General features: G+C 62.5%; 16 protein-coding genes and 1 riboswitch. Of the genes, 6 read left to right on the forward strand and 10 right to left on the reverse strand.

The window, feature by feature from the left end; all coding sequences use genetic code 11:
- Positions 1–235 precede the first annotated feature (235 nt).
- Positions 236–2365, reverse strand: coding sequence for an MMPL family transporter (locus tag OF385_RS12100; protein ID WP_319019104.1), 2130 nt, complete (start codon positions 2363–2365; stop codon positions 236–238).
- Between OF385_RS12100 and OF385_RS12105 the strand changes: the two genes are divergently transcribed.
- The 4 genes from OF385_RS12105 (at position 2359) to pabB (ending at position 6231) form a co-directional block, all read left to right on the forward strand.
- Entirely contained in the window at positions 2359–3009 is a 651-nt protein-coding gene (locus OF385_RS12105; protein ID WP_264275578.1) for a MarR family winged helix-turn-helix transcriptional regulator, read from the forward strand. The genes OF385_RS12100 and OF385_RS12105 overlap by 7 nt on opposite strands.
- The gene (locus OF385_RS12110; protein WP_264275579.1) at positions 3006–3629 is read left to right on the forward strand and encodes a LysE family transporter; all 624 of its coding nucleotides are present in this window, start codon (positions 3006–3008) and stop codon (positions 3627–3629) included. The genes OF385_RS12105 and OF385_RS12110 overlap by 4 nt, the downstream gene beginning before the upstream one ends.
- A 90-nt stretch (positions 3630–3719) precedes the next feature.
- Positions 3720–4229, forward strand: coding sequence for a low molecular weight protein-tyrosine-phosphatase (locus tag OF385_RS12115; protein WP_061954316.1), 510 nt, complete (start codon positions 3720–3722; stop codon positions 4227–4229).
- Positions 4216–6231 carry an aminodeoxychorismate synthase component I gene (gene pabB / locus OF385_RS12120; RefSeq protein ID WP_264275580.1) on the forward strand — a complete coding sequence of 672 codons (2016 nt, stop codon included), beginning with the start codon at positions 4216–4218 and terminating at the stop codon, positions 6229–6231. Before OF385_RS12115 ends, pabB begins: the two co-directional genes overlap by 14 nt.
- Here pabB and cls read toward each other — a convergent pair.
- Positions 6218–7627 (reverse strand): cardiolipin synthase, encoded by a 1410-nt coding sequence (gene cls / locus OF385_RS12125; protein WP_413468157.1) that lies wholly within the window; start codon positions 7625–7627, stop codon positions 6218–6220. The two genes, pabB and cls, sit on opposite strands and share 14 nt — an antisense overlap.
- Before the next feature lie 254 nt (positions 7628–7881).
- On the opposite strand from cls, the gene OF385_RS12130 reads away from it, so the two are divergent.
- The gene (locus tag OF385_RS12130) at positions 7882–8757 is read left to right on the forward strand and encodes an aminodeoxychorismate lyase (RefSeq protein ID WP_264275581.1); all 876 of its coding nucleotides are present in this window, start codon (positions 7882–7884) and stop codon (positions 8755–8757) included.
- Here the strand turns inward: OF385_RS12130 and OF385_RS12135 are convergent.
- Together OF385_RS12135 and OF385_RS12140 are read right to left on the reverse strand one after the other, a co-directional pair.
- Positions 8754–11081 (reverse strand): ATP-binding cassette domain-containing protein, encoded by a 2328-nt coding sequence (locus OF385_RS12135; RefSeq protein WP_264275582.1) that lies wholly within the window; start codon positions 11079–11081, stop codon positions 8754–8756. The two genes, OF385_RS12130 and OF385_RS12135, sit on opposite strands and share 4 nt — an antisense overlap.
- Complete coding sequence (locus OF385_RS12140; RefSeq protein WP_264275583.1) at positions 11078–11698, reverse strand: ECF transporter S component; 621 nt, start codon at positions 11696–11698, stop codon at positions 11078–11080. Before OF385_RS12140 ends, OF385_RS12135 begins: the two co-directional genes overlap by 4 nt.
- 64 nt (positions 11699–11762) lie before the next feature.
- A riboswitch (TPP riboswitch) is annotated at positions 11763–11886 on the reverse strand.
- 73 nt (positions 11887–11959) lie between these two features.
- Here OF385_RS12140 and OF385_RS12145 point away from each other — a divergent pair.
- Positions 11960–12211: a DUF4235 domain-containing protein gene (locus OF385_RS12145; protein WP_022874319.1), complete on the forward strand. Its 252-nt coding sequence runs from the start codon at positions 11960–11962 to the stop codon at positions 12209–12211.
- Between the two features lie 52 nt (positions 12212–12263).
- Here OF385_RS12145 and mnhG read toward each other — a convergent pair whose 3' ends face one another.
- Genes mnhG through OF385_RS12175 form a run of 6 tightly spaced genes read right to left on the reverse strand, consistent with a single transcriptional unit; the run spans position 12264 to position 18588 of the window.
- Positions 12264–12668 carry a monovalent cation/H(+) antiporter subunit G gene (gene mnhG / locus OF385_RS12150; protein WP_264275584.1) on the reverse strand — a complete coding sequence of 135 codons (405 nt, stop codon included), beginning with the start codon at positions 12666–12668 and terminating at the stop codon, positions 12264–12266.
- On the reverse strand, positions 12668–12934 hold the full coding sequence (locus OF385_RS12155) for a monovalent cation/H+ antiporter complex subunit F (protein WP_264275585.1): 267 nt from the start codon (positions 12932–12934) through the stop codon (positions 12668–12670). The genes mnhG and OF385_RS12155 overlap by 1 nt, the downstream gene beginning before the upstream one ends.
- Positions 12931–13563 carry a Na+/H+ antiporter subunit E gene (locus OF385_RS12160; RefSeq protein WP_264275586.1) on the reverse strand — a complete coding sequence of 211 codons (633 nt, stop codon included), beginning with the start codon at positions 13561–13563 and terminating at the stop codon, positions 12931–12933. The genes OF385_RS12155 and OF385_RS12160 overlap by 4 nt, the downstream gene beginning before the upstream one ends.
- Positions 13564–13571: 8 nt before the next feature.
- Positions 13572–15176, reverse strand: coding sequence for a Na+/H+ antiporter subunit D (locus tag OF385_RS12165; protein ID WP_264275587.1), 1605 nt, complete (start codon positions 15174–15176; stop codon positions 13572–13574).
- Positions 15173–15622 carry a Na(+)/H(+) antiporter subunit C gene (locus tag OF385_RS12170; protein WP_022874324.1) on the reverse strand — a complete coding sequence of 150 codons (450 nt, stop codon included), beginning with the start codon at positions 15620–15622 and terminating at the stop codon, positions 15173–15175. The genes OF385_RS12165 and OF385_RS12170 overlap by 4 nt, the downstream gene beginning before the upstream one ends.
- Positions 15619–18588, reverse strand: coding sequence for a Na+/H+ antiporter subunit A (locus OF385_RS12175; RefSeq protein ID WP_264275588.1), 2970 nt, complete (start codon positions 18586–18588; stop codon positions 15619–15621). Before OF385_RS12175 ends, OF385_RS12170 begins: the two co-directional genes overlap by 4 nt.
- Positions 18589–18741 lie beyond the last annotated feature (153 nt).

Consider the following 18741-nt stretch of genomic DNA (forward strand, 5'->3'; position numbering starts at 1 on the left):
CAGGAGGAAGTCCGCACCGCGCAAGGCCTGCATTGCGGCCTGCAACCACCGGTGGATCTGAACGGAATCGTTTCCGGGAATCAACTGGAGGGGAAATCTAAACTGTCGACGCATGCAACTGGTCATTTCCGGAGTTGCACAAGTATCTACTGTACATGCCCGACGTCGGCAGTGCTGCGGCTATCCCCGATTTGGCCTTGATCAACCGGAGATTTTCGCCACTTTGGCATTGTCTTCAATCGCGCTTCTCATGCGCCAATTTGGAGGGCCACCAGACCTTTGACCCAATTTCCTCGACCAGAGCGGGCACCAGCAGGCTGCGGACGATAAATGTATCCAGAAGCACACCGAAGGCCACGATGAAGCCCAATTGCCCCAGGAACATGATGGGAACCACCCCGAGGGCAGCGAAGGTCGCCGCGAGAACAACACCAGCAGAGGTGATCACGCCGCCAGTGACTTGCAGCCCGCGGCGCATGCCTTCGCGGGTTCCAACTTTCAATGATTCCTCGCGCACCCTGGTCATGAGGAAAATGTTGTAGTCCACACCGAGCGCTACCAGGAACACGAAACCGAATAGTGGCACGGAAGGATCAGCGCCAACATAGTTGAATACATTGTTGAAGACCAATGCACTGACGCCCATCGCCGTTCCATAGGACAACACCGTGCTCAGCATCAACAGCAACGGTGCGAGCACGGAGCGCAGCAGCAGCATCAGGATCACAAAGATCGCAGCCAAGGTCGTGGGGATGATCTTATACAGGTCGGCCTGAGCCGTTGAGTTGGTATCAAGCTGCGTGGCGGTGGTGCCGCCAACCAGCGCCTCCGGGTTGACCTGGTGCACCGCTTCGCGCAATTGGATGATGCTGTCCTTGGCTTCGTCTGAATCTGCAGCGTCGGAGAGGGTGACGGAAATGAGATTCCGTCCCTGCACTCCATAGGGCTGCACACCGCGTTCAATGATTGCAGGGCCACCGTCCTCAGCTTGCAGGTAGGCTGAGTCGACCCCCTCGACGTTGAGAACTTTTTCCAAGGCGAGCTGGGCATCTGCTTCATCCACGATGACCGTTGCCGGAGAACCAGTGCCACCCGGGAAGTGCTCCCCCAGGGCTAGTTGCCCGTCACGTGCTTCGGATCCGCCCACCACCAACTCGCTTTGCGGTACGCCGTGGGCCTTGAGCTGAGTCACGCCGAGTGCTCCGGCGGATAGCAGCACAATGGTGATGATCCAGATCGGCCTTGGGTGGAGGGCGACGAACTTGGCGATCCTGCCCCATAGTCCGAGTGCGCTCTGTGCCTGCTGCTGGGCCTGTGCCTTGGGGACGAACGGCCAGTAGGCCGCCTTGCCCAGCAGTCCCAATGCCGCCGGCAGGAAGCTCAAGGCGGCGATAATCGAGAAGATAATGCCCGATGCACCGATTGGCCCCAGCGCCTTGTTTGAATTCAGGTCCGAGAAAAGCAGGCAAAGCAGGCCCACCGTGACGGTGCCACCTGATGCGACGATGGGCTCAAGCGAACTCTTGAAGGCCGCGGAAACCGCCTGCCATTTGTCCGCACCAGCTATCAATGCCTCCTTATGCCGGGCCACAAAGAGCAATGAGTAGTCCGTTGCCGCGCCAATGACGAGAATGGACAGGATGCCTTGCGCCTGGCCGTCCAGGCGTATCCACCCTTCGGAAGCCATGAAATACACACAGAGGATCGCCCCGCACAGGGCCACCATTGAGGTCATCAGCACCGTGATAGGAAGGATCAGCGAGCGGTAAACCGCAAGCAGGATCACCAGCACCGCAACCAGGGCCACCCCGAGCAACACCCCATCAATTCCGCCAAATGCTTCGCTCAGGTCGGCACTGAATCCAGCGGGTCCCGTGACATATGCCGTGCTGTTCGCGGGTTTCTGCGCATCAAGCAATGATCGCAGTTCCTCGACGCCTTCCTTGGCTTCAACCTCCCCCGAAATCGGCACCAGCAGCTCAGCGGCCTGGCGGTCCTCGGAAAGGAAGGGGCCAATCACCTTGCCATCGAGGTAGCTGAAATCAGCCACAGCTTCGGCAAGGTCCTTGACGGCTGCGCCGTCGAGTTCCGCCGCTCCGGTCAGCACGACAACTGCAGGTATGGCTTCGGAGGTCTGGAACTTGTTCTGCCACTCAAGTGCCTTGGTGGCTTCGGCCGTGGCGGGAAGAAAGGACGTCTGGTCATTGGTCTGGACATCGGAAAGCTTGCCGAACGTCGGCCCGCCGACACCGGCAACACCGAGCCACAGCAGAAGCAATACAGCATAGATGGACGCCCTGAGCCAGACGCTCTTTCGCCCATTGGCAGCAGCCATTTCGCTCTTGAGGTGTTTCTGTCGTGGCACTATCGCTCATCCTCATTCATCATCCATCACTGTGCACCGAGGCTCGATACACCTACAACCATACCTTAAGTACTTCCATCATCGAAGTATTTCCTGCCCGCAGGACGCCAAAACGGTTTAGGATTGCGGCTATGACTGCAAGCAACTACCAGCATCTGGTGGTGCTCCTTCAGGAATTCAGCCAAGCAAGCGACCGCTATGTTGAATCCACGGGAGCGCAATTCGGCACCCATCGAACGGACATGAATGCCCTGTCCATCATCGTGAAGTACCAGCAACGTGGCGCACTGCCCTCTCCCAAGGACCTCAGCAACGAACTGCAACTGAGTTCCCCGGCCACGACCGCCATGCTGGACAGGCTCGCCCGGCTCGGCCTGATTGAGCGACTTCGCTCCGACCAAGACCGACGAGTCATTCGCATCTCACCGACAGAGAAAGCCCGGACCAAAGGTCGTCAGATGTTCATGCCCCTCGGTCTGAAAATGATGGAAGTCATCGGCAACTACAACGACAACGAATTGCAGATCATCACCCGCTTCATGACAGATGCCATCGCGGGAGTGGACAGCGCTCGGGAAGAAGCCGTCATGCAGAGTCCCGCGAATCCTCGTAACCCACCAGCAGGCCATAACATTGACCAGTGACACTTTCACTATGGTTTTCCCTGCTCAGCGCCTGCATCATCATCAGCTTCACCCCGGGCGCCGGCGCCATCAACACCATGAACAATTCGATGCGCCAAGGATGGCGAACATCGATCTGGGGCATCCTCGGACAGCAGATCGCCCTGCTCATCCACGTTGTGATCGTGGCAGCTGGCGTTGGAATACTCGTGGCCAACAGCCCGACGCTCTTCGCCATCATCCGCTACGCTGGCGCGGCCTACCTGGTGTATCTGGGCATCCGCATGCTGCTCTCCAAACCAGAAGTGGCTTCGGATGGAATCACCACAGGGCAGCAACTGACCCGCCGGGCGATGCTCAACCGGGGCATTCTGGTTAATCTTCTGAACCCCAAAGCCATCGTGTTCTTCCTGGCATTTACTCCCCAGTTCATCAACTCCGACCAGCCGCTCCTAGTCCAGTACGCGCTGTATATCGGTACGGTCATCGCCGTGGACATCCTGGTGATGTACTTCTTTTTTGCGGGCACCGCCAGGACCTTCCAGCGCTTCACCGCCACCTACCGTGGAGCAAAGATGCTGAACATCCTCTTCGGAGTCCTGTTCATTCTCGTAGCACTCCTCCTGCTGCTCATGCACTAATTGCTGCGCAGAAGAATCGTTACCAATTTATGCCCGACTTTCGGGCGCGTAGCTATCGCACCAAAGCCCTTGTGCCCATAGACTGATGCCATGTTCCGGATAATGATCGTGTGCACGGGAAATATCTGCCGTTCCCCCATGGCCGAGTACATGCTCAAAGACGCATTGGTTAATGCCGACGTCAACGAGGTACAGGTACTCTCACGCGCTATCACCGACGGCGAAGTCGGCAACCCGATTGACGAGCGCGCCGCCAGCATCCTGCATAGCCACGGCCTGGACGCTGCTGAGCACGTTGCTGCCCAAATCGATTCCGAGGAACTAGCCGACATGGACCTCGTGCTGGCCATGGACACCGATCACTTCGAAGAACTGGTCCCCGAGCTGGCCGACATCGATCCCTCGCAACGCCCGCAGCTGCGCATGTTCCGATCCTTTGATCCGCAAACAGCCAGCGCCCCGCACGAACGCCAAGGAGTCTACGACCCCTGGTACGGCGACGCCGGCGACTTCCGCGAGACCTGGAAACTCATCTCTGCTTCCCTGCCAGCCCTTGTAGATTACGTGCGGAGTAATATCGCTTCTCGTGGAAACCGCTAGACCAACTTTCATTGCCATTGACGGACGCTCCGGTTCAGGCAAAAGCACCTTCGCAACAGATCTAGCGCAACATCTTGCAGCCACAGCAACTGTGGCTGTTCTGCGCCTGGAAGATCTCTACCACGGTTGGCACGGGCTGAACCGTGCCTGCGAACTTTACGCCCAGTTGCTGCCCGCACTGGCCGATGCGGAACCCGTCACCTACCCCACCTGGAATTGGGACGCTGATGCCGTGGGCGCGCCACGGGTCTTCACCCCTGCGCAGTTTGTGATCATCGAAGGCGTGGGCGCGCTCAATGACCAGGCCAGAGAATTCATTGATTTCGGCATCTGGCTTGAAGCGCCCGAATCCTTTCGCCGCGATCGCGCCCTGGCCCGAGACGGTGAAACCTACACGCCGTTCTGGAGCACCTGGGCGGATCAAGAGCTGCAATATCTGGCCAGCAATTCACCCCAGCAGAACGCCACGCTGGTCATGGAGACCGCCCAAACACCTGACCTGCTCTCCACGCTTCAGGCAGCTTCCCGCTTCCTGCCAGCGAGCATCCAGTCGCTGGGATTCCTTGCTCCTGGCGCCAGCCTCGTTCCGCTGGCGCGCCAGAGCTACCAGGCACCGGCGGATGTCGCCGCGCTGTTCGACGCGCTCACCGTTCGGTTCCCCTACGCGGCCCTGCTCGAATCCACCAGCCAGCATCTCCAGGATCCGCTAGGACGCAACCGGTATTCCCTGATGGCCTTCTCCACCGCTGACCAGCCACCGCTGCTGACCGCCGATGCCAACGAAACGCGCGTGCAGCTGCCCGGAGCACGAGTGAACCTGGGCCACAGTTTTTTTGATTCGCTTGCCGGGCTCTGGCCCCCGAGGAATCCAATGGATACGCAATACCCGCTGCCATCCTGGGTTGGCTACCTGGGGTACGAGCTGAAACGTGAAGTCGGCGCGGCAAGCCTCAGTGCAGAAATCGCGCCCGGACGGCACCGCCCCGACGCGCAGTTCTTCGCCCCCGATACCATCGTGGTCATCGACCATGAGCTCTCGCGGATGCACCTGCACAGCATCAACAAGCCAGAGGCGCAGACAACCATCCTGCTCGGCAACCCGCCCCAGCATCGTGCCAGCGTGCACTTGCCCGTTCCCGACTTCCACTGCGCCGATACCGCCACCGGATACCAGGAGAAGATCCGCCGCGCCCAACACGAAATCTACGAGGGCAACACCTACGAGGTCTGCCTGACCACCGAATTGACGGCCCATGCCGAAGAATTCGACCCCTACGAAGCGTACTGCCGCATGCGGCGATCCAGTCCAGCACCCTTCGCCCACTATCTGCGGCTTGTCGATCTCCAGGTCGCCAGCATCTCCCCTGAACGATTCCTTGCATTGTCCAGGGATGGGCACCTGCGCGCCGAGCCGATCAAGGGCACCCGCCCGCGGGGAATCGATGAGGAAACGGATCTGGCCCTCAAACACGATTTGGCTACGCATCCCAAAGACCGGGCCGAGAACATTATGATCGTCGACCTGTTGCGCAATGATCTCTCCCATCACGCGGTGCCAGGATCGGTGCGCGTGACCCGGCTCTGCTCCGTGGAATCCTACGCCACTGTGCACCAGATGGTCTCCACCATCGACGCGACCTTGCAGGCCCCTCAGCATGCTGCCGATGCCTTGCGGGAAGCATTCCCGCCGGGCTCGATGACCGGTGCGCCCAAGCTGTGGACCATGAACATCCTGGACGAATTGGAGGACCAGCGGGCACGTGGCTTGTACTCGGGAGCGGTGGGCTATCTCGGGGCCGATGGCGCCGCGGATTTTTCCGTGGTCATTCGCACCCTGGTGTGCGACAAGCTGCCGGATGGGTCGTGGCGCCTGTCGCTGGGCCTGGGCGGAGCGATCACCGCGGACTCCTTGCCCGAAGATGAATGGGATGAGGTCATCACCAAATCGCGCGGAGTGCTCCAGGCGCTGGGAACCAGATTCCCTGCCACTACTGCAAGGTAGCGGTCAATCGTGCCACGTTGTCGATCCACCGCTGCATGCGCGGGCGGCGGCGCCACTGCGACAAGGTGATTTCCGAGGAAATCTCCCGGTAGTGATTCTGCACCTCATTCACGGCATTGACCATGTCCTTGCCCAAGAGCATGACCGAGATTTCCATGTTCAAGCTGAATGAACGCATATCCATATTCGAGGAACCGACCACGGCGACATCATCATCCACGGTGAAGCACTTGGTATGCAGCACCATAGGGGCCGGGTAGCAGTGGATCCTCACGCCGGCTTCCAGCAATTGCTGGTAGTAGGACTGCTGCGCATGGTGGACCAGGAACTGGTCCCCTTCTTCGCAGACGAACAGTTCGACTTCCACGCCACGCTGCGCCGCCGTGGTGATCGCATAGAGCAGCGAATCGTCGGGAACAAAGTAGGGGCTGGTGATTTCCAGGCGTTCGGACGCCGAGTAGATCAACGTATTGAACAGGCGCAGGTTGTTTTCCGTGCCGTAGCCAGGACCGCTGGGAAGCAGCTGGGCCAGGGTTGACCCCGGGCGCTCTTCATAGGCCAGCGGGTGTCGTGCCTCGTTCATATCCAACAGCACCTCCTGGTCGTCATCCTCTTGCCACCAGTCGGTCGCAAAGGTGACATCCAGGCTTCGTACCAGAGGGCCCTCGACACGCAGCATCATTTCGACCCACTCGCGCCCGATCTTGTGCGAGGACTTGCGCTTGTAGCCCGGCTCGATCAGGTTCTGGCTGCCGGTGAATCCGACTTCGCCATCGATGACCAGGATCTTTCGGTGGTTGCGCAGATCCGGGCGGCGCCAGCGGCGGCCAATCAAGTCGATGGGAAGCATGGGGCGCCAGTTGATGCCCGACTTCTTCAGGCGTTTCTTCAACTCTCCATAGCCCTTGACCCGCAAGGTGCCGAGGTGATCGAAGAGCAAGCGCACATGGACCCCGCGCTGCGCGGCGCGTTCCAGGGCTTCGAGGACCGGTCCCACATATTCCTCGTCATCACCCATGATGTAGAACTGGATGTGGACGTACCGGGTGGCCTTGTCGATTTCTTCCCGCATCGATTCCATCGAAGAGCGGTAGTCAGAAATGACCTTGACGCTGTTGCCGCCTTCCAGCGGCATGGCGCCCAGGTTGCGGTTCAGCTCCACCGCGGATTCAACCCATTCTTCCTGCGAGTGGAATTCTTCGGGCATCTGCATGTGCTCGGTGGCGTCCATGATCCGCTCATGGGCCCGCTGCTGCTTTTCCAGCCGGCGGCGGGACAGGCGCGGGTTGGCAAAAAGCCAATAGGCCAGCAAGCCGACCACCGGAATGAAGAAAATCGCCAGCAGCCAGGCCATCGCCGTGGTGGGACGGCGGTTGCCGGGCACGATGCCGATCATGAAGTACCGCACAGCAAGTTCGATGGCAACCAGGATGCTCCACAGCACGCCACCGATTTGCACCAGCACTTCATTACTCGGCAACACTATGGCACACCCCTTGGCTACGCACGATGATCGTCGCTATTTTCGGCTCTGATCTGCGCATGACAGCTCAAATTCCTTCGCCTAGCTTATCTAAGATTCCCCGCAATGTCTGAACATCCCTGAACTCAAAGGTCACGGATGTGGCGTCGGTTCGATAATCTGTAGGTATGAGCTCACTAGTATTCTTGGATCCGGCCTATCCGGCAGGCTACTTGGCCGACATTGCAGCACCCCAGCTTCCCGTCACCGCACAGGGAGTGACCCGCGGCGACGGGGTCTTCGAATCGATGCTCTACACCAACCAGGCCGTGAGGAAATTCGAGGCCCACCTGGCCCGCTTGGCCACCTCGGCAGAGCTGGCCGACCTGAACATCCCCGACGCGCGCAGCTGGTATGCCGCCGTGGATACCGCCGTCGCCGATTTCGATGCCACCGGCGGTGCCGAAGAAGCCGTGGTCAAGCTCATCGCAGCCCGCGGTGAACACGATGAGGATCCAGCGATCTGCTGGGTGACCGTCACCCCCGCCCCCGCATTGGGCAAGGAACAGCGCGAGACCGGAGTCGACGTCTTATTGCTGGACCGCGGCTACGACTCGAAACTGGCAGAACGCGCCCCGTGGCTGATGATGGGTGCGAAGACGCTCTCCTACTCGGTGAACATGGCCGCCCTGCGCTACGCCCGCAAGCACGGCGCCCACGACGTCATCTTCACCTCGGCCGACGGCATCATCCTGGAAGCACCGACCTCCACGGTGCTGGTAGCCCAGCGTGATGGCGAGACCAAGCGCCTGCTGACCCCGATGCTGGAAACCGGCATCCTTCCAGGCACCACGCAGAGCGCCATCTTCGACGCGGCAGCCCAGAACGGCTGGGAACTGGGCTATGGCCCGCTGCGCCCCGAGGATCTCTACCAGGCCGACGGTGTCTGGCTGGTTTCCTCCATCCGGCTGCTCACCCCGGTGCGCACCATCGATGCCAAGCCGTTGCGACTGGACGCCGAGCTGCATGACGAGCTCAGCGCCCTCAGCGACGCAATCCGCTAGCCCCAGACGAGGTTGTAGGTGCCGGCCAGCACGGCCGCACCGATAGCCACTGCTCCCAAAACGATGCCAGCCGCAAGCACGGCGGCATCCTTGCCGGTGAAGCTTGCCGTGCGAATCCAGGTCCGCTCGCCCAGGCCGAAGCCCTTGGCTTCCATGGTCACTGCCAGCCGTCCGGCCCGCCGCAGCGCCTGGACCAGCAATGCCAGGCACTGCCCCAGCTTCGCCCCGATGCGCTGGGCTACCGTACCGAAGCTGCCCACGCCGCGGGCCCGGCGCGCTAAGCCAAGCGTGGAGAATTCTTCCACCATCAGCCCCAGCAGGCGCATGCCAGCGAGCGCTCCGAGCACAAAGCGGTGCGGCACCCGCAGCTGCTGCGACAGCGCCCCACCCAGATCGCTGGGATTTGTAGTGGCCAGCAGCAAAATGCAGGGCAGTGCCAAGGCGAAGGCCCGCAGCCCGGTGGCGATGCCCCCGTGCACCGAGCCTTCGGTGATGCTGAAGATCCCGAACTGCGCATACACCGCTCCGCTGTCCTGGCCCACCAGCGCAATGCCCCACGCGCCGATGACCCCGGCCACCAGCAAGGGCCAGGCCCGCTTGAAGAACCGTCCCACGCCCAACCCGGCCAGCGGAAAGGCCAGCAAGGTCGCGCCGACAATCACCACGGCGGAAACCCAGTCCAGGGTGGTGATCAGCGGCAAGGTGGCCGCGGCCACCGCGCCCAGCTTGGCCAGCGGATTGATCTTGGCCAGCCAGCTACGGCCCACCGGCGCATCAAGCACCGGTCCCCGCGCACTAGCAGGCATCTGAGGCGCGCCGGCCGCCAAGCGGATCTCCCCTGCGGACAGGACACTGGCCAAATGCTCATCGTGGGTCACCGCAATGATGGCGGTGCCCTTCTCCAGCTGCTCCACCAGCAATCCGGCCAGTTCCCGCCAGGTATTGGCATCCTGCCCGAAGGTCGGCTCGTCAAGGATCAGCACCTGGGGAGCTGCGGCAAGCACGGTTCCCACCGACAGGCGGCGCTTCTCCCCTCCCGAGAGGGTGAAAGGGTTCGCGTCGGCAAGATGTCCCAGTCCCAAGCGCGCCAGCAGCGAGTCGACCAGGGCATCCACCTCGGCCGGATCGTATTTCAGCTCGTGGCCTGCGCTGGCTTTGGCGCGCAGCGGGGCGAAGGCCAATTCCTCGCGCACGCTCTGGGTGACGAACTGGTGTTCCGGCTCCTGGAAGACCGAGCCGATCCGCCCGATCAGCGCTCCTGCTTTCCAGCTGAAGGGTGAAGCATCCAGCCCGTTGGCCAGCCCCCGGGCAGCCTGCAACTGGCCTGCCGCCGGGACCAGCAAGCCGCCCATGGTCAAGGCCAGGGTTGATTTCCCGGCGCCGTTCTCGCCGCGGATCACCGTGGCGGTGCCAGCGCGCACCGACAGATCCACGGCTTGGGTCCGCGGCGCGTCGCCAGAGCGGGCACTGACCAGTTGCCGTGCTTCCAGCAGCGGCTCGCCAGATTCGGTGACGGCGGTTGGCACCTGCGGCAGATAATTCGGCACCCATAATCCGGCCGCCGACAATTCAGAGCGCAGTTCTTCATCATCGATCAATCGCCGCGGATCCAGGTCGTGGGCCACGCCGCCGCCTGGTTCCAGCACGATGACCCGGTCCATATGCCCGGCCCAGGCATCCAGCCGGTGTTCGACCACCAGCAGCGTGGCGCCCGAAACCTCGGCGGCGTTCAGCACAGCATCGCGCAAGGGCTCGATGCCCTCGGGGTCGACGTTGGCAGTGGGTTCATCCAGCAGCATCACTCCCGGCTGCATGGCCAGGATCCCGGCGAGGGCCAGGCGCTGCTTCTGCCCGCCGGAGAGCTCTTGCGTGCGATGGTCCAAGGGCAGCATGCCCAAGCCGACCGCGTCGAGCGCCTCGGGAATGCGCTGGCGGATGATCGCCGGATCCACCGCCAGGTTCTCGGCGCCAAAGGCCACATCGTCGGCCACCCGGCTTTGCACCACTTGGGTTTCCGGATCCTGCTGCATCAGGCCGACGGGATGCTCCCGGGCGAAGGCATCGGATCCGTCGATCAGCAGCTGCCCGGTGGACTGCTGGGAGTCATCGGCTTCCAGCAGGCCCGCCAGGGCATGCAACAAGGTCGACTTGCCGGCCCCGGAAGGACCGACCAGCAGGACCTTTTGACCCGCGGGGATTTCCAGATCCAGTGACGCGATGGCTGGCTTGTCGCGTTCGGCGTGGTGCCAGCCGAATCCGCGGGCTATGATCTCGGTGCCCCGGCGGGTGGCAGAAGCGGCACCGGTATTGGCCACCGAACTCATTTTGCGGCCAGTTTTCCGGTTTCCAGATGCGCGCGGCGGCTGGCCAGGGCGCCCAGGGCGCCGGTCTTCGCCAAGCCGCGAGTGGCCAGCCATGAGAGCAGGCCGGCAACAACCAGGCCGGAGACGCCGGTGGCAACCACATGGAAGAGCTTCAGCGCCGGGGTGTATTCAACGTAGTACGCCAGGATGTAGGCCTCGGACACACCGGCGAACAATCCGGAGAACAGGCCAGCGAGCAGTGAAACACCCAGATTCCACTTGCGGTAGCGGAAGGCCGCGAAGACCAGTTCCGCGCCCAGTCCCTGGACCAGTCCGGAGATCAGCACGGTGAGCCCGTAGTGGGATCCGAGCAGCGCTTCGATGACCGCGGCCAGCAGTTCGCAGTACAGCGCAGCACCCGGCTTGCGGATGATCAGCGCGCCGAGCACTGCAGGGAACAGCCAGACACCGGTCAACAGTGCGGCTGCTGGCGGGAATGCTGCGAAAGCCAGGGAGAACAGCCCGTAGCCTGCGCTCCAGGCCCAGAAAATGACGCCCGAGGCGACGGCGATCACCGATGCGGTGACGATGTCGACGACGCGCCAGCCCTGGCGGGGCTTTGCTGCTGCTGGATTCATTGTTGGTCCTCCTATATCAAGGAGGGGAGATGTACGGGCTGAAGGCGCGCTGCGCCCACGTCCGCATCCGAGATGCTCGACTTCCTTCGCCGGTACTAGCCGGAGCAGGTTCGAGGGTCTGCGATCTATCGCACTCTCAGCGTCTTGCGACTCCAGCTTCGAAGTCTGACGCTCCCCTGTCGGAAAATTACTGCCCACCTACCATACCGCAGGTATGCTGGGCAGAGGAACGATAAGTCGCGACATTGAAGCGAGGGCAAAATGAATACAGTGCAGAAACTTGCCACCACAGGTATTTCTATCGGCGCCGGTTTTGTCGGCAGCAAGCTGGTTGATCAGCTGTGGAAGGGTTTTACCGGAAACAAGGCTCCTCGCAAGGGCAGCGAAGAAGCGGCTGAGGCCTCATTGCGCCAGGCTCTGGGATTTGCGATCTTCTCATCCATTGTTGCCGCCACCATCCAGGTGCTGGCAGACCGTGGCACCAACAAGGTCGTCGCGCGTTTCAGCAAGTAGTTCTCGAGAAAGGCGGCGTCCCACCATGGGTGGGACGCCGCCTTTCTGCTCTCTAGTCTTCGGCTTTCTCCGCTTCCTTCGACGAGATGTCGATGGCGCCGGTGCCCGGAGTGCTGCCGACCTTGTCAACGACCTGCTTGAGCTCATCTGCGTAGAGCGAGTCCTTGGCCGCGTGCTTGGTGCGGTAGCCCGAACGACCGATCATGTGCGCCGATACCGGTGCGGTCAGAAGCTGCATGCCCCAGGCCAGGAGGAGCAGCGGCACCACTGCCCAGCTGCGCAGGTGGATCGCGAGCCCGGCGAAGATCAGCAGGAATCCAAGGACCTGCGGTTTTGTGGCCGCGTGCATGCGGGTGAGCATGTCGGGGAAGGTGAGCAGGCCGATCCCGGCGATCAGCGACATCAGGCAGCCCAGGATCAGCAGCACCGCGACGAGAATATCCAAGAACATCTCCATCAGGCATTCCTCTGATCGGAAACGTAGCGCGAAACGGTGACCGAGCCGATGAAGCCCAGAGTGCAGGCGGCGATGACGAACAGCAAATAGTCGGTGTGCCGGTTGAAGGCCATCTCCAGGCACAGGGCCGCGGAGATGATCAGCAGCATCACGTCCAGGGCCAGCACGCGATCCAGGATCGAGGGCCCCTTGGCTACGCGGATGACACAAGCAAGGGTGGCCAGGCCGAGCATGATGCCGCAAATCCACATCACGATTTCCATCATTTTTTGCCCCTCATTCGCATCAGGTTGGGTCCGCATTCGTGCTTGATCGCATCGAATTCATCACGGCTGCCGATCGCCATGATCATGCGGCGTTCGATGTCACGCACCGCCTCGCGGGCGCGGTCCATATCCTGCTGCGACTCGATGTTGATGTAGTGCAGGTACAAGGTGGAGGAGCTGCGATCCACGTCTATGACGAAGGACCCCGGGATCAAGGTCAGCACATGGCCGACCGTGGTCACGATCAGATCCGAGTCGGTGCGCAACGGAACCGCGATCACGCCGCTGCGGGTCCTTTTCCCGCGGAATACCGCCAGCTTGGCCACTTCGAAGCTGGCCACGAACACCTGGCCAATAAACCAGATGAACAGCTGCAGGCAGTACCAGAGGTTCATGCGCCCCGAAAGCACCACCGGCGGCAGCGGGAAGAGCGTGACGATCAGCAGCGCGATGATCGCGCCGAAGATCAGGTTCGCCGGCGAGAAGTCCTGCCACAGGGCGCACCACACGAAAAGCAGCAGGGCCAGCAGCGGCCATTCCTGCTTGAGTGTCGCCCGGTGGCGCACGCCAGAGGTATCCAGCGCGTCATCAATACGCTGGTCGCCGGGTTTCAAATTCTTAGTCGGCATCGTCCCCCCTATCCAAGTGGCAAGATCGCGGTGATGTACGCTTCACGGGCGATCAGCTCCGCGGCGACTCGTTCACAGAAATCGAAAATCGGCCCGGCGAAAATGGTCAGCGCAATGCCTGCGGCAACCAGCGACCCGGTGGCGTAGCGCATGCCCCACGGCAAGGACTTCGCCTCCAATTCCCGCGCGAGCTTCAAGCCCAGGGCAGGGTTCTGCGCCCCTCCGGCGGCAGTTTCGGCCGCTACCGCGGCTGCTTCATCCACCAGTTCCTGGTTGGGCACCTCGGCATCAGCGGCGCGACGCCAGAAGATGCGGGCCCACACGCGAATGATCGCCAGCAGCGTCAGCAGGCTGGTCAGCAAGCCAGCGCCCACCACAGCCCAGGTCAGCGGATCCGCATCCTGCACCGCGGCATGGAGCAAGCCGAACTTCCCGAGGAATCCGGAAAACGGAGGGATGCCGCCCAGGTTGATGGCCGGGATGAAGAAGAGCAGCGACAGGGCCGGCGAGAGCTTGGCCAGCGATCCGAGCTTCGTGACATTCGAGCTTCCGGCACGCCGCTCAATCAATCCCGCCACCATGAACAGCGAGGTCTGCACGATGATGTGGTGCCCGACGTAGTAGATGGTCGCGGCGATGGCCAGCGGTCCCCCGACGGCCACTCCGAAGATCAGGTAGCCGATGTGGCTGGTCAGGGTGAAGGAGAGCATGCGCTTGAAGTCCGTCTGCGCCAGCGCGCCGAGGATACCGATGACCATGGTCAATGCCGCGACCACGAGCAGCCCGGCATTGACCACCCCGCCCGGGAAGAGCAGCGTTTCGGTACGCACGATCGCGTAGACGCCGACCTTGGTCAGCAAGCCGGCGAACACCGCGGTCACGGGCGCTGGCGCCGTCGGGTAGGAGTCAGGCAGCCACAGCGACAGCGGGAACACCGCGGCCTTGATGCCGAAGGCAATCAGCAGCAGCACATGCAAAATCAGTTGCGGTCCCTGATCCAGCTCCGGCAGCTTCACCGCCAGGTCGGCCATGTTCACCGTGCCGGTCGCGGCATAGGTCATGGCGATGGCCATCAGGAAGATCACCGAGGACACCACGGACACCACCACATAGGTGGTACCGGCGCGGATGCGTTCGGCGGTGCCGCCCAGTGTCAGCAGCACGTAGCTGGCGGTGAGCAGGATTTCGAACCCGACGTACAGGTTGAACAAGTCGGCGGCCAAGAAGGCGTTGGACACTCCGGCCAGCAGGATGAGGTAGGCCGGGTGGAAGACCGAGACCGGGCCGGGTTCTTCGCCGTCGGCCAAGCCCTGGCTGGTGGCGAAGAAGAGCACGGCCAGCGAGACGAGGGTGGAAACCAGCAGCATGAAGGAGCTGAAGCCATCAACCATCAGCGCGATGCCGAAGGGCGAATACCAGCCGCCGATGTGGATGGCGTAGCTTTCCCCGCCCCACACCGCCGCGAGCATCCCGGCTTCCAGCATCAGGGTCAGGCACAGGACGCCGATGGTGATCAGCCGCTGGGTGCGCACCTGGCGGCGGGCCAGGAACGCGGCTCCGGCGCCGATAATCGGCAGGACGACCGCAAGGGGTGCCAAGTCCAGAAAATTCACTCTTCCCCCTCGCGCACTGGGCGGCCTTCTTCATCGACGAATTCGGTCGTGTCCTCTGCCACCGGCGAGTCTTCCTCTTCATCGTAAGCGGTTTTCTGCGAGACCTTGATATCTTCGGTGTCATCGGCCAGTTCATCGGCGCTGGTCAGCGTCCACGAACGGTAGATCATCGCCAGCAGGAAGGCGGTGACCGCGAAGGTGATCACGATGGCTGTGAGGATCAGCGCCTGCGGCAGCGGGTCCGAGTATTCCTCGGCCGCCAGCCCCGATTGGAAGAGCGGGGCGACCCCTCGCCGTCCTCCGCTGGTGAGGATCAGCAGGTTGATGCCGTTGCCCAGCAGCATGATGCCCAGCAGCACGCGGGTGAGCGTGCGTTCGAGCACCAGATAGAATCCGGCAGCCAGCAGCACCCCGGTGATCACGAGGAAGGTGATGTTCACGCTCATCGTCCAACTCCTGTCCGTGATGCTTCAACAAAGTCATGGCGGTCCACCGGGCTGCGTCCTTCGGAGAGCGAATCGATCTCGCTGCCCAGGGAACGCAGGACATCCTGCACCAGGCCCAGCACCACCAGGTACACGCCGATGTCGAAGACGGTGGAGGTGACGAACTTGTGCTCGCCGAAGAACCAGAATTCCATGGCGTAGGTGGTGAAGATTTCATCGCCCAGCAGCAGCGGCACGATCCCTGCCGCGCCTGCCAGGGCGATTCCGCCGCCGATCAGCATGCCCGGAGCGACCCTGATCGATTCGGAGAGCTCGATGCGCCCGCCGGCCAGGTAGCGGATGGTCAGCGCCAGCCCGGCGATCAGGCCGCCGGCAAATCCGCCGCCGGGGGTATTGTGCCCGGTGAGCAGCGTGTAGACCGAGAGGACCAGCACCGAGTGGAACATCAGCCGGGTGACCACTTCGAAGATGATGGAACGGCGTTCTGCCACCAAGGTGCTGCCCGCCATGAGCCAGTCCTGGTTGCCGCTGGAGGCGAAGCGGCGGGCGATCCGCAGCTCCACTTCCTTCGATTCCTTGCCGCCCATGGCTTCGGAGCCCGAGTCGATGCTTCCCGGGGCCACATCCTGGGCACGCACCCGGCTGCCGAAACTGCGGCCGGCGAAGATCAGCGAGGCCACGCCGGTGGCTGCCGCGGCCAGCACGGTGATTTCCCCGAAGGTGTCCCACACGCGCATATCGACCAGGGCCACGTTCACGATGTTCTTGCCGTAGCCCTCGTGGTAGGCCAGCTCCGGCCAGGCCAGCGAGATGCTCGATTCCTGCCGGGCGCCCATCATGGCGATGGCAATGTAGATCACCATCACCGCCAGGGCGATCGCCATCACGGCACGGCCCCACTTGATCCGGGCCACCCCGCCCCACAGGCGCTTGGGCAGGGCGCGCAGGGCAAGCACGAAGGACACCAGCACGATGGTCTCCACCAGCAGCTGGGTCAGCGCCAGATCCGGGGCGCCCTGCAGCGCGAAGATCGCGACCATGCCGTAGCCGGTGACCGAAACCATCAGCACGGCCATGAAACGCTTCGGAGCGATGATGGCCACCACGGCTCCGGCGATGATGATGGCGCCAATCAAGATCTGCGCCGGATGATCGGCAATGATCCAGTTCGATGGCCACGGGGTGGCCACGGTCAGCGCGATGCCCAGCGGGATCACCAGCACCACGCCGAGGATCACGCCGAGGTAGAAGGACAGCGAACCACGCTGGGTGCGACCGGTGATCCAAATCGCGGCCATATCCAGTGCGTTCACCGACATGCGGTAGATTTCTTCGGCCGAGGTCATCAAGCGGCGCAGCGGCGCGCCGGTGTCGGTTCGGCGGCGGATCCAGTAGAAGGCCACACCCAGGCTCACCGAGATGGCGCTCAAACCCAGTGCCGGGTTGAGCCCGGCAAAAGGCAACAGGTGCATCTTGCCCGGTCCGCCCTGGGCCGCGGACCAGTGCAGCATCAGCGGTTCGACCAGTTGCGGGTACACGCCGAGGAACAGGGTCAGGGCCGAGAGCACCAGCAGCGGCGCCAAGAAGATCAGCGTCGGCGCCTTGCAGTTCAGGGCGGGCACCGACCGCTTTTTCACGCCGAAGGCACCGAAGAAGAAGCGCAGCGAGTAGCCCATGGTCAACGCTGCGCCCAGCACCAGCCCGGCCACGGCTAGCGGCCCCCACCCGGTGTGCAGGTGCAGCGCTGATTCGTAGACCGCTTCCTTGGCGACGAAGCCGAAGAGCAGCGGGACCCCGGCCATGGAGGCTGCCGCGATTCCGGCAGCCCCGGTCAGGATGGGCATGGCCCGGCGCAGTCCGCTGAGCTTGCGGATATCACGGGTACCGGTGTTGTGGTCGATGATGCCCACGCTCAGGAACAGCGTCGCCTTGAACAGGCCGTGGGCCAGGGTCATGGCCAGGGCGGCGAAAGCGGCTTCCGGGGTGCCGAAGCCGAAGATGGCGATGATGAATCCGAGCTGGGAGACGGTGCCGAAGGCAAGGATGAGCTTGAGGTCGTACTGCTTGAGCGCCCGGAAGCCGCCGATGAGCATGGTCAGGATGCCGATGCCCACGGTCATCGGCGCCCACAGGCTGGTCTCGGCGAAGCCCGGAGCCAGGCGCGCAATCAGGTAGACCCCGGCCTTGACCATCGCGGCGGCGTGCAGGTAGGCGGAGACCGGGGTCGGTGCGGCCATGGCGCCGGGCAGCCAGAAGTGGAATGGCACCAGGGCCGACTTGGAAATGGCGCCCACGATAATCAGCGCCACCGCCACATCCGTGTAGGCGCCCAGGGCGGCCAGCTGGTCCGCGGAGGCCATGATGTCCGAAAGCTGGTAGCTTCCGGTCCTGGTGCCAAGCATCAGGATGCCGGCCAGCATCACCAACCCGCCAAGGGTCGTGATGATCAGCGCGTTCATCGCCGAACGGCGGGCGGTGATCAGCGCCTGGTTGAAGCCGATCAGCAAATACGACAGGACGGAAGTGATTTCCCAGAAGATGAACATGACGATGACGTCGTCGGCGGTGACCAGGCCGGTCATCGCTCCGGCGAAGGCGACCATCTTGGCGGCGAAGCCGCCGATCTGCGGGTCATCGTTCTTGAAGTAGCGGGCGCAATAGAACAGCACCAAGGCACCCACGCCCAGGATCAGCAGCAAGATGGTGGCCGCCAGGGAGTCCATGCGGAAGTTCAATCCGATGTTCAGCCCAGGGATCCACTGGATGCTGATGGACGGCGGGGCGTTGGGCGCGCCATTGGCCAGGGAATTATCGGCGGCAAGAACTGCGGGAAGCTGGGTCAACAGCCAGATGAATCCCACTGCAGGCACGACCGCCACCACATAAAAGGCGTTTCGCTTCAGTGCCCGGAAGAGCATGGGGCACAACAATGCGGTCACGAACAGCGCAGTGAGAATTACTAGCACGTGTCTCCTCTGTCGACTGGGGGCTGGGCAGAGTGCGATGACCACGAAAAAATAGTCTGCACCTGCAATTTTATCAGCCGGGCGGTGGCCGATCCCGTGGAATGTGTCGTTCCGGGCACATTTTCCGCAGTTTCCGCGATCAGCTGATTTTGG

It is taken from the genome of Glutamicibacter sp. JL.03c (assembly GCF_025854375.1).
In the GTDB taxonomy this organism is placed as follows: Bacteria; Actinomycetota; Actinomycetes; order Actinomycetales; family Micrococcaceae; genus Glutamicibacter.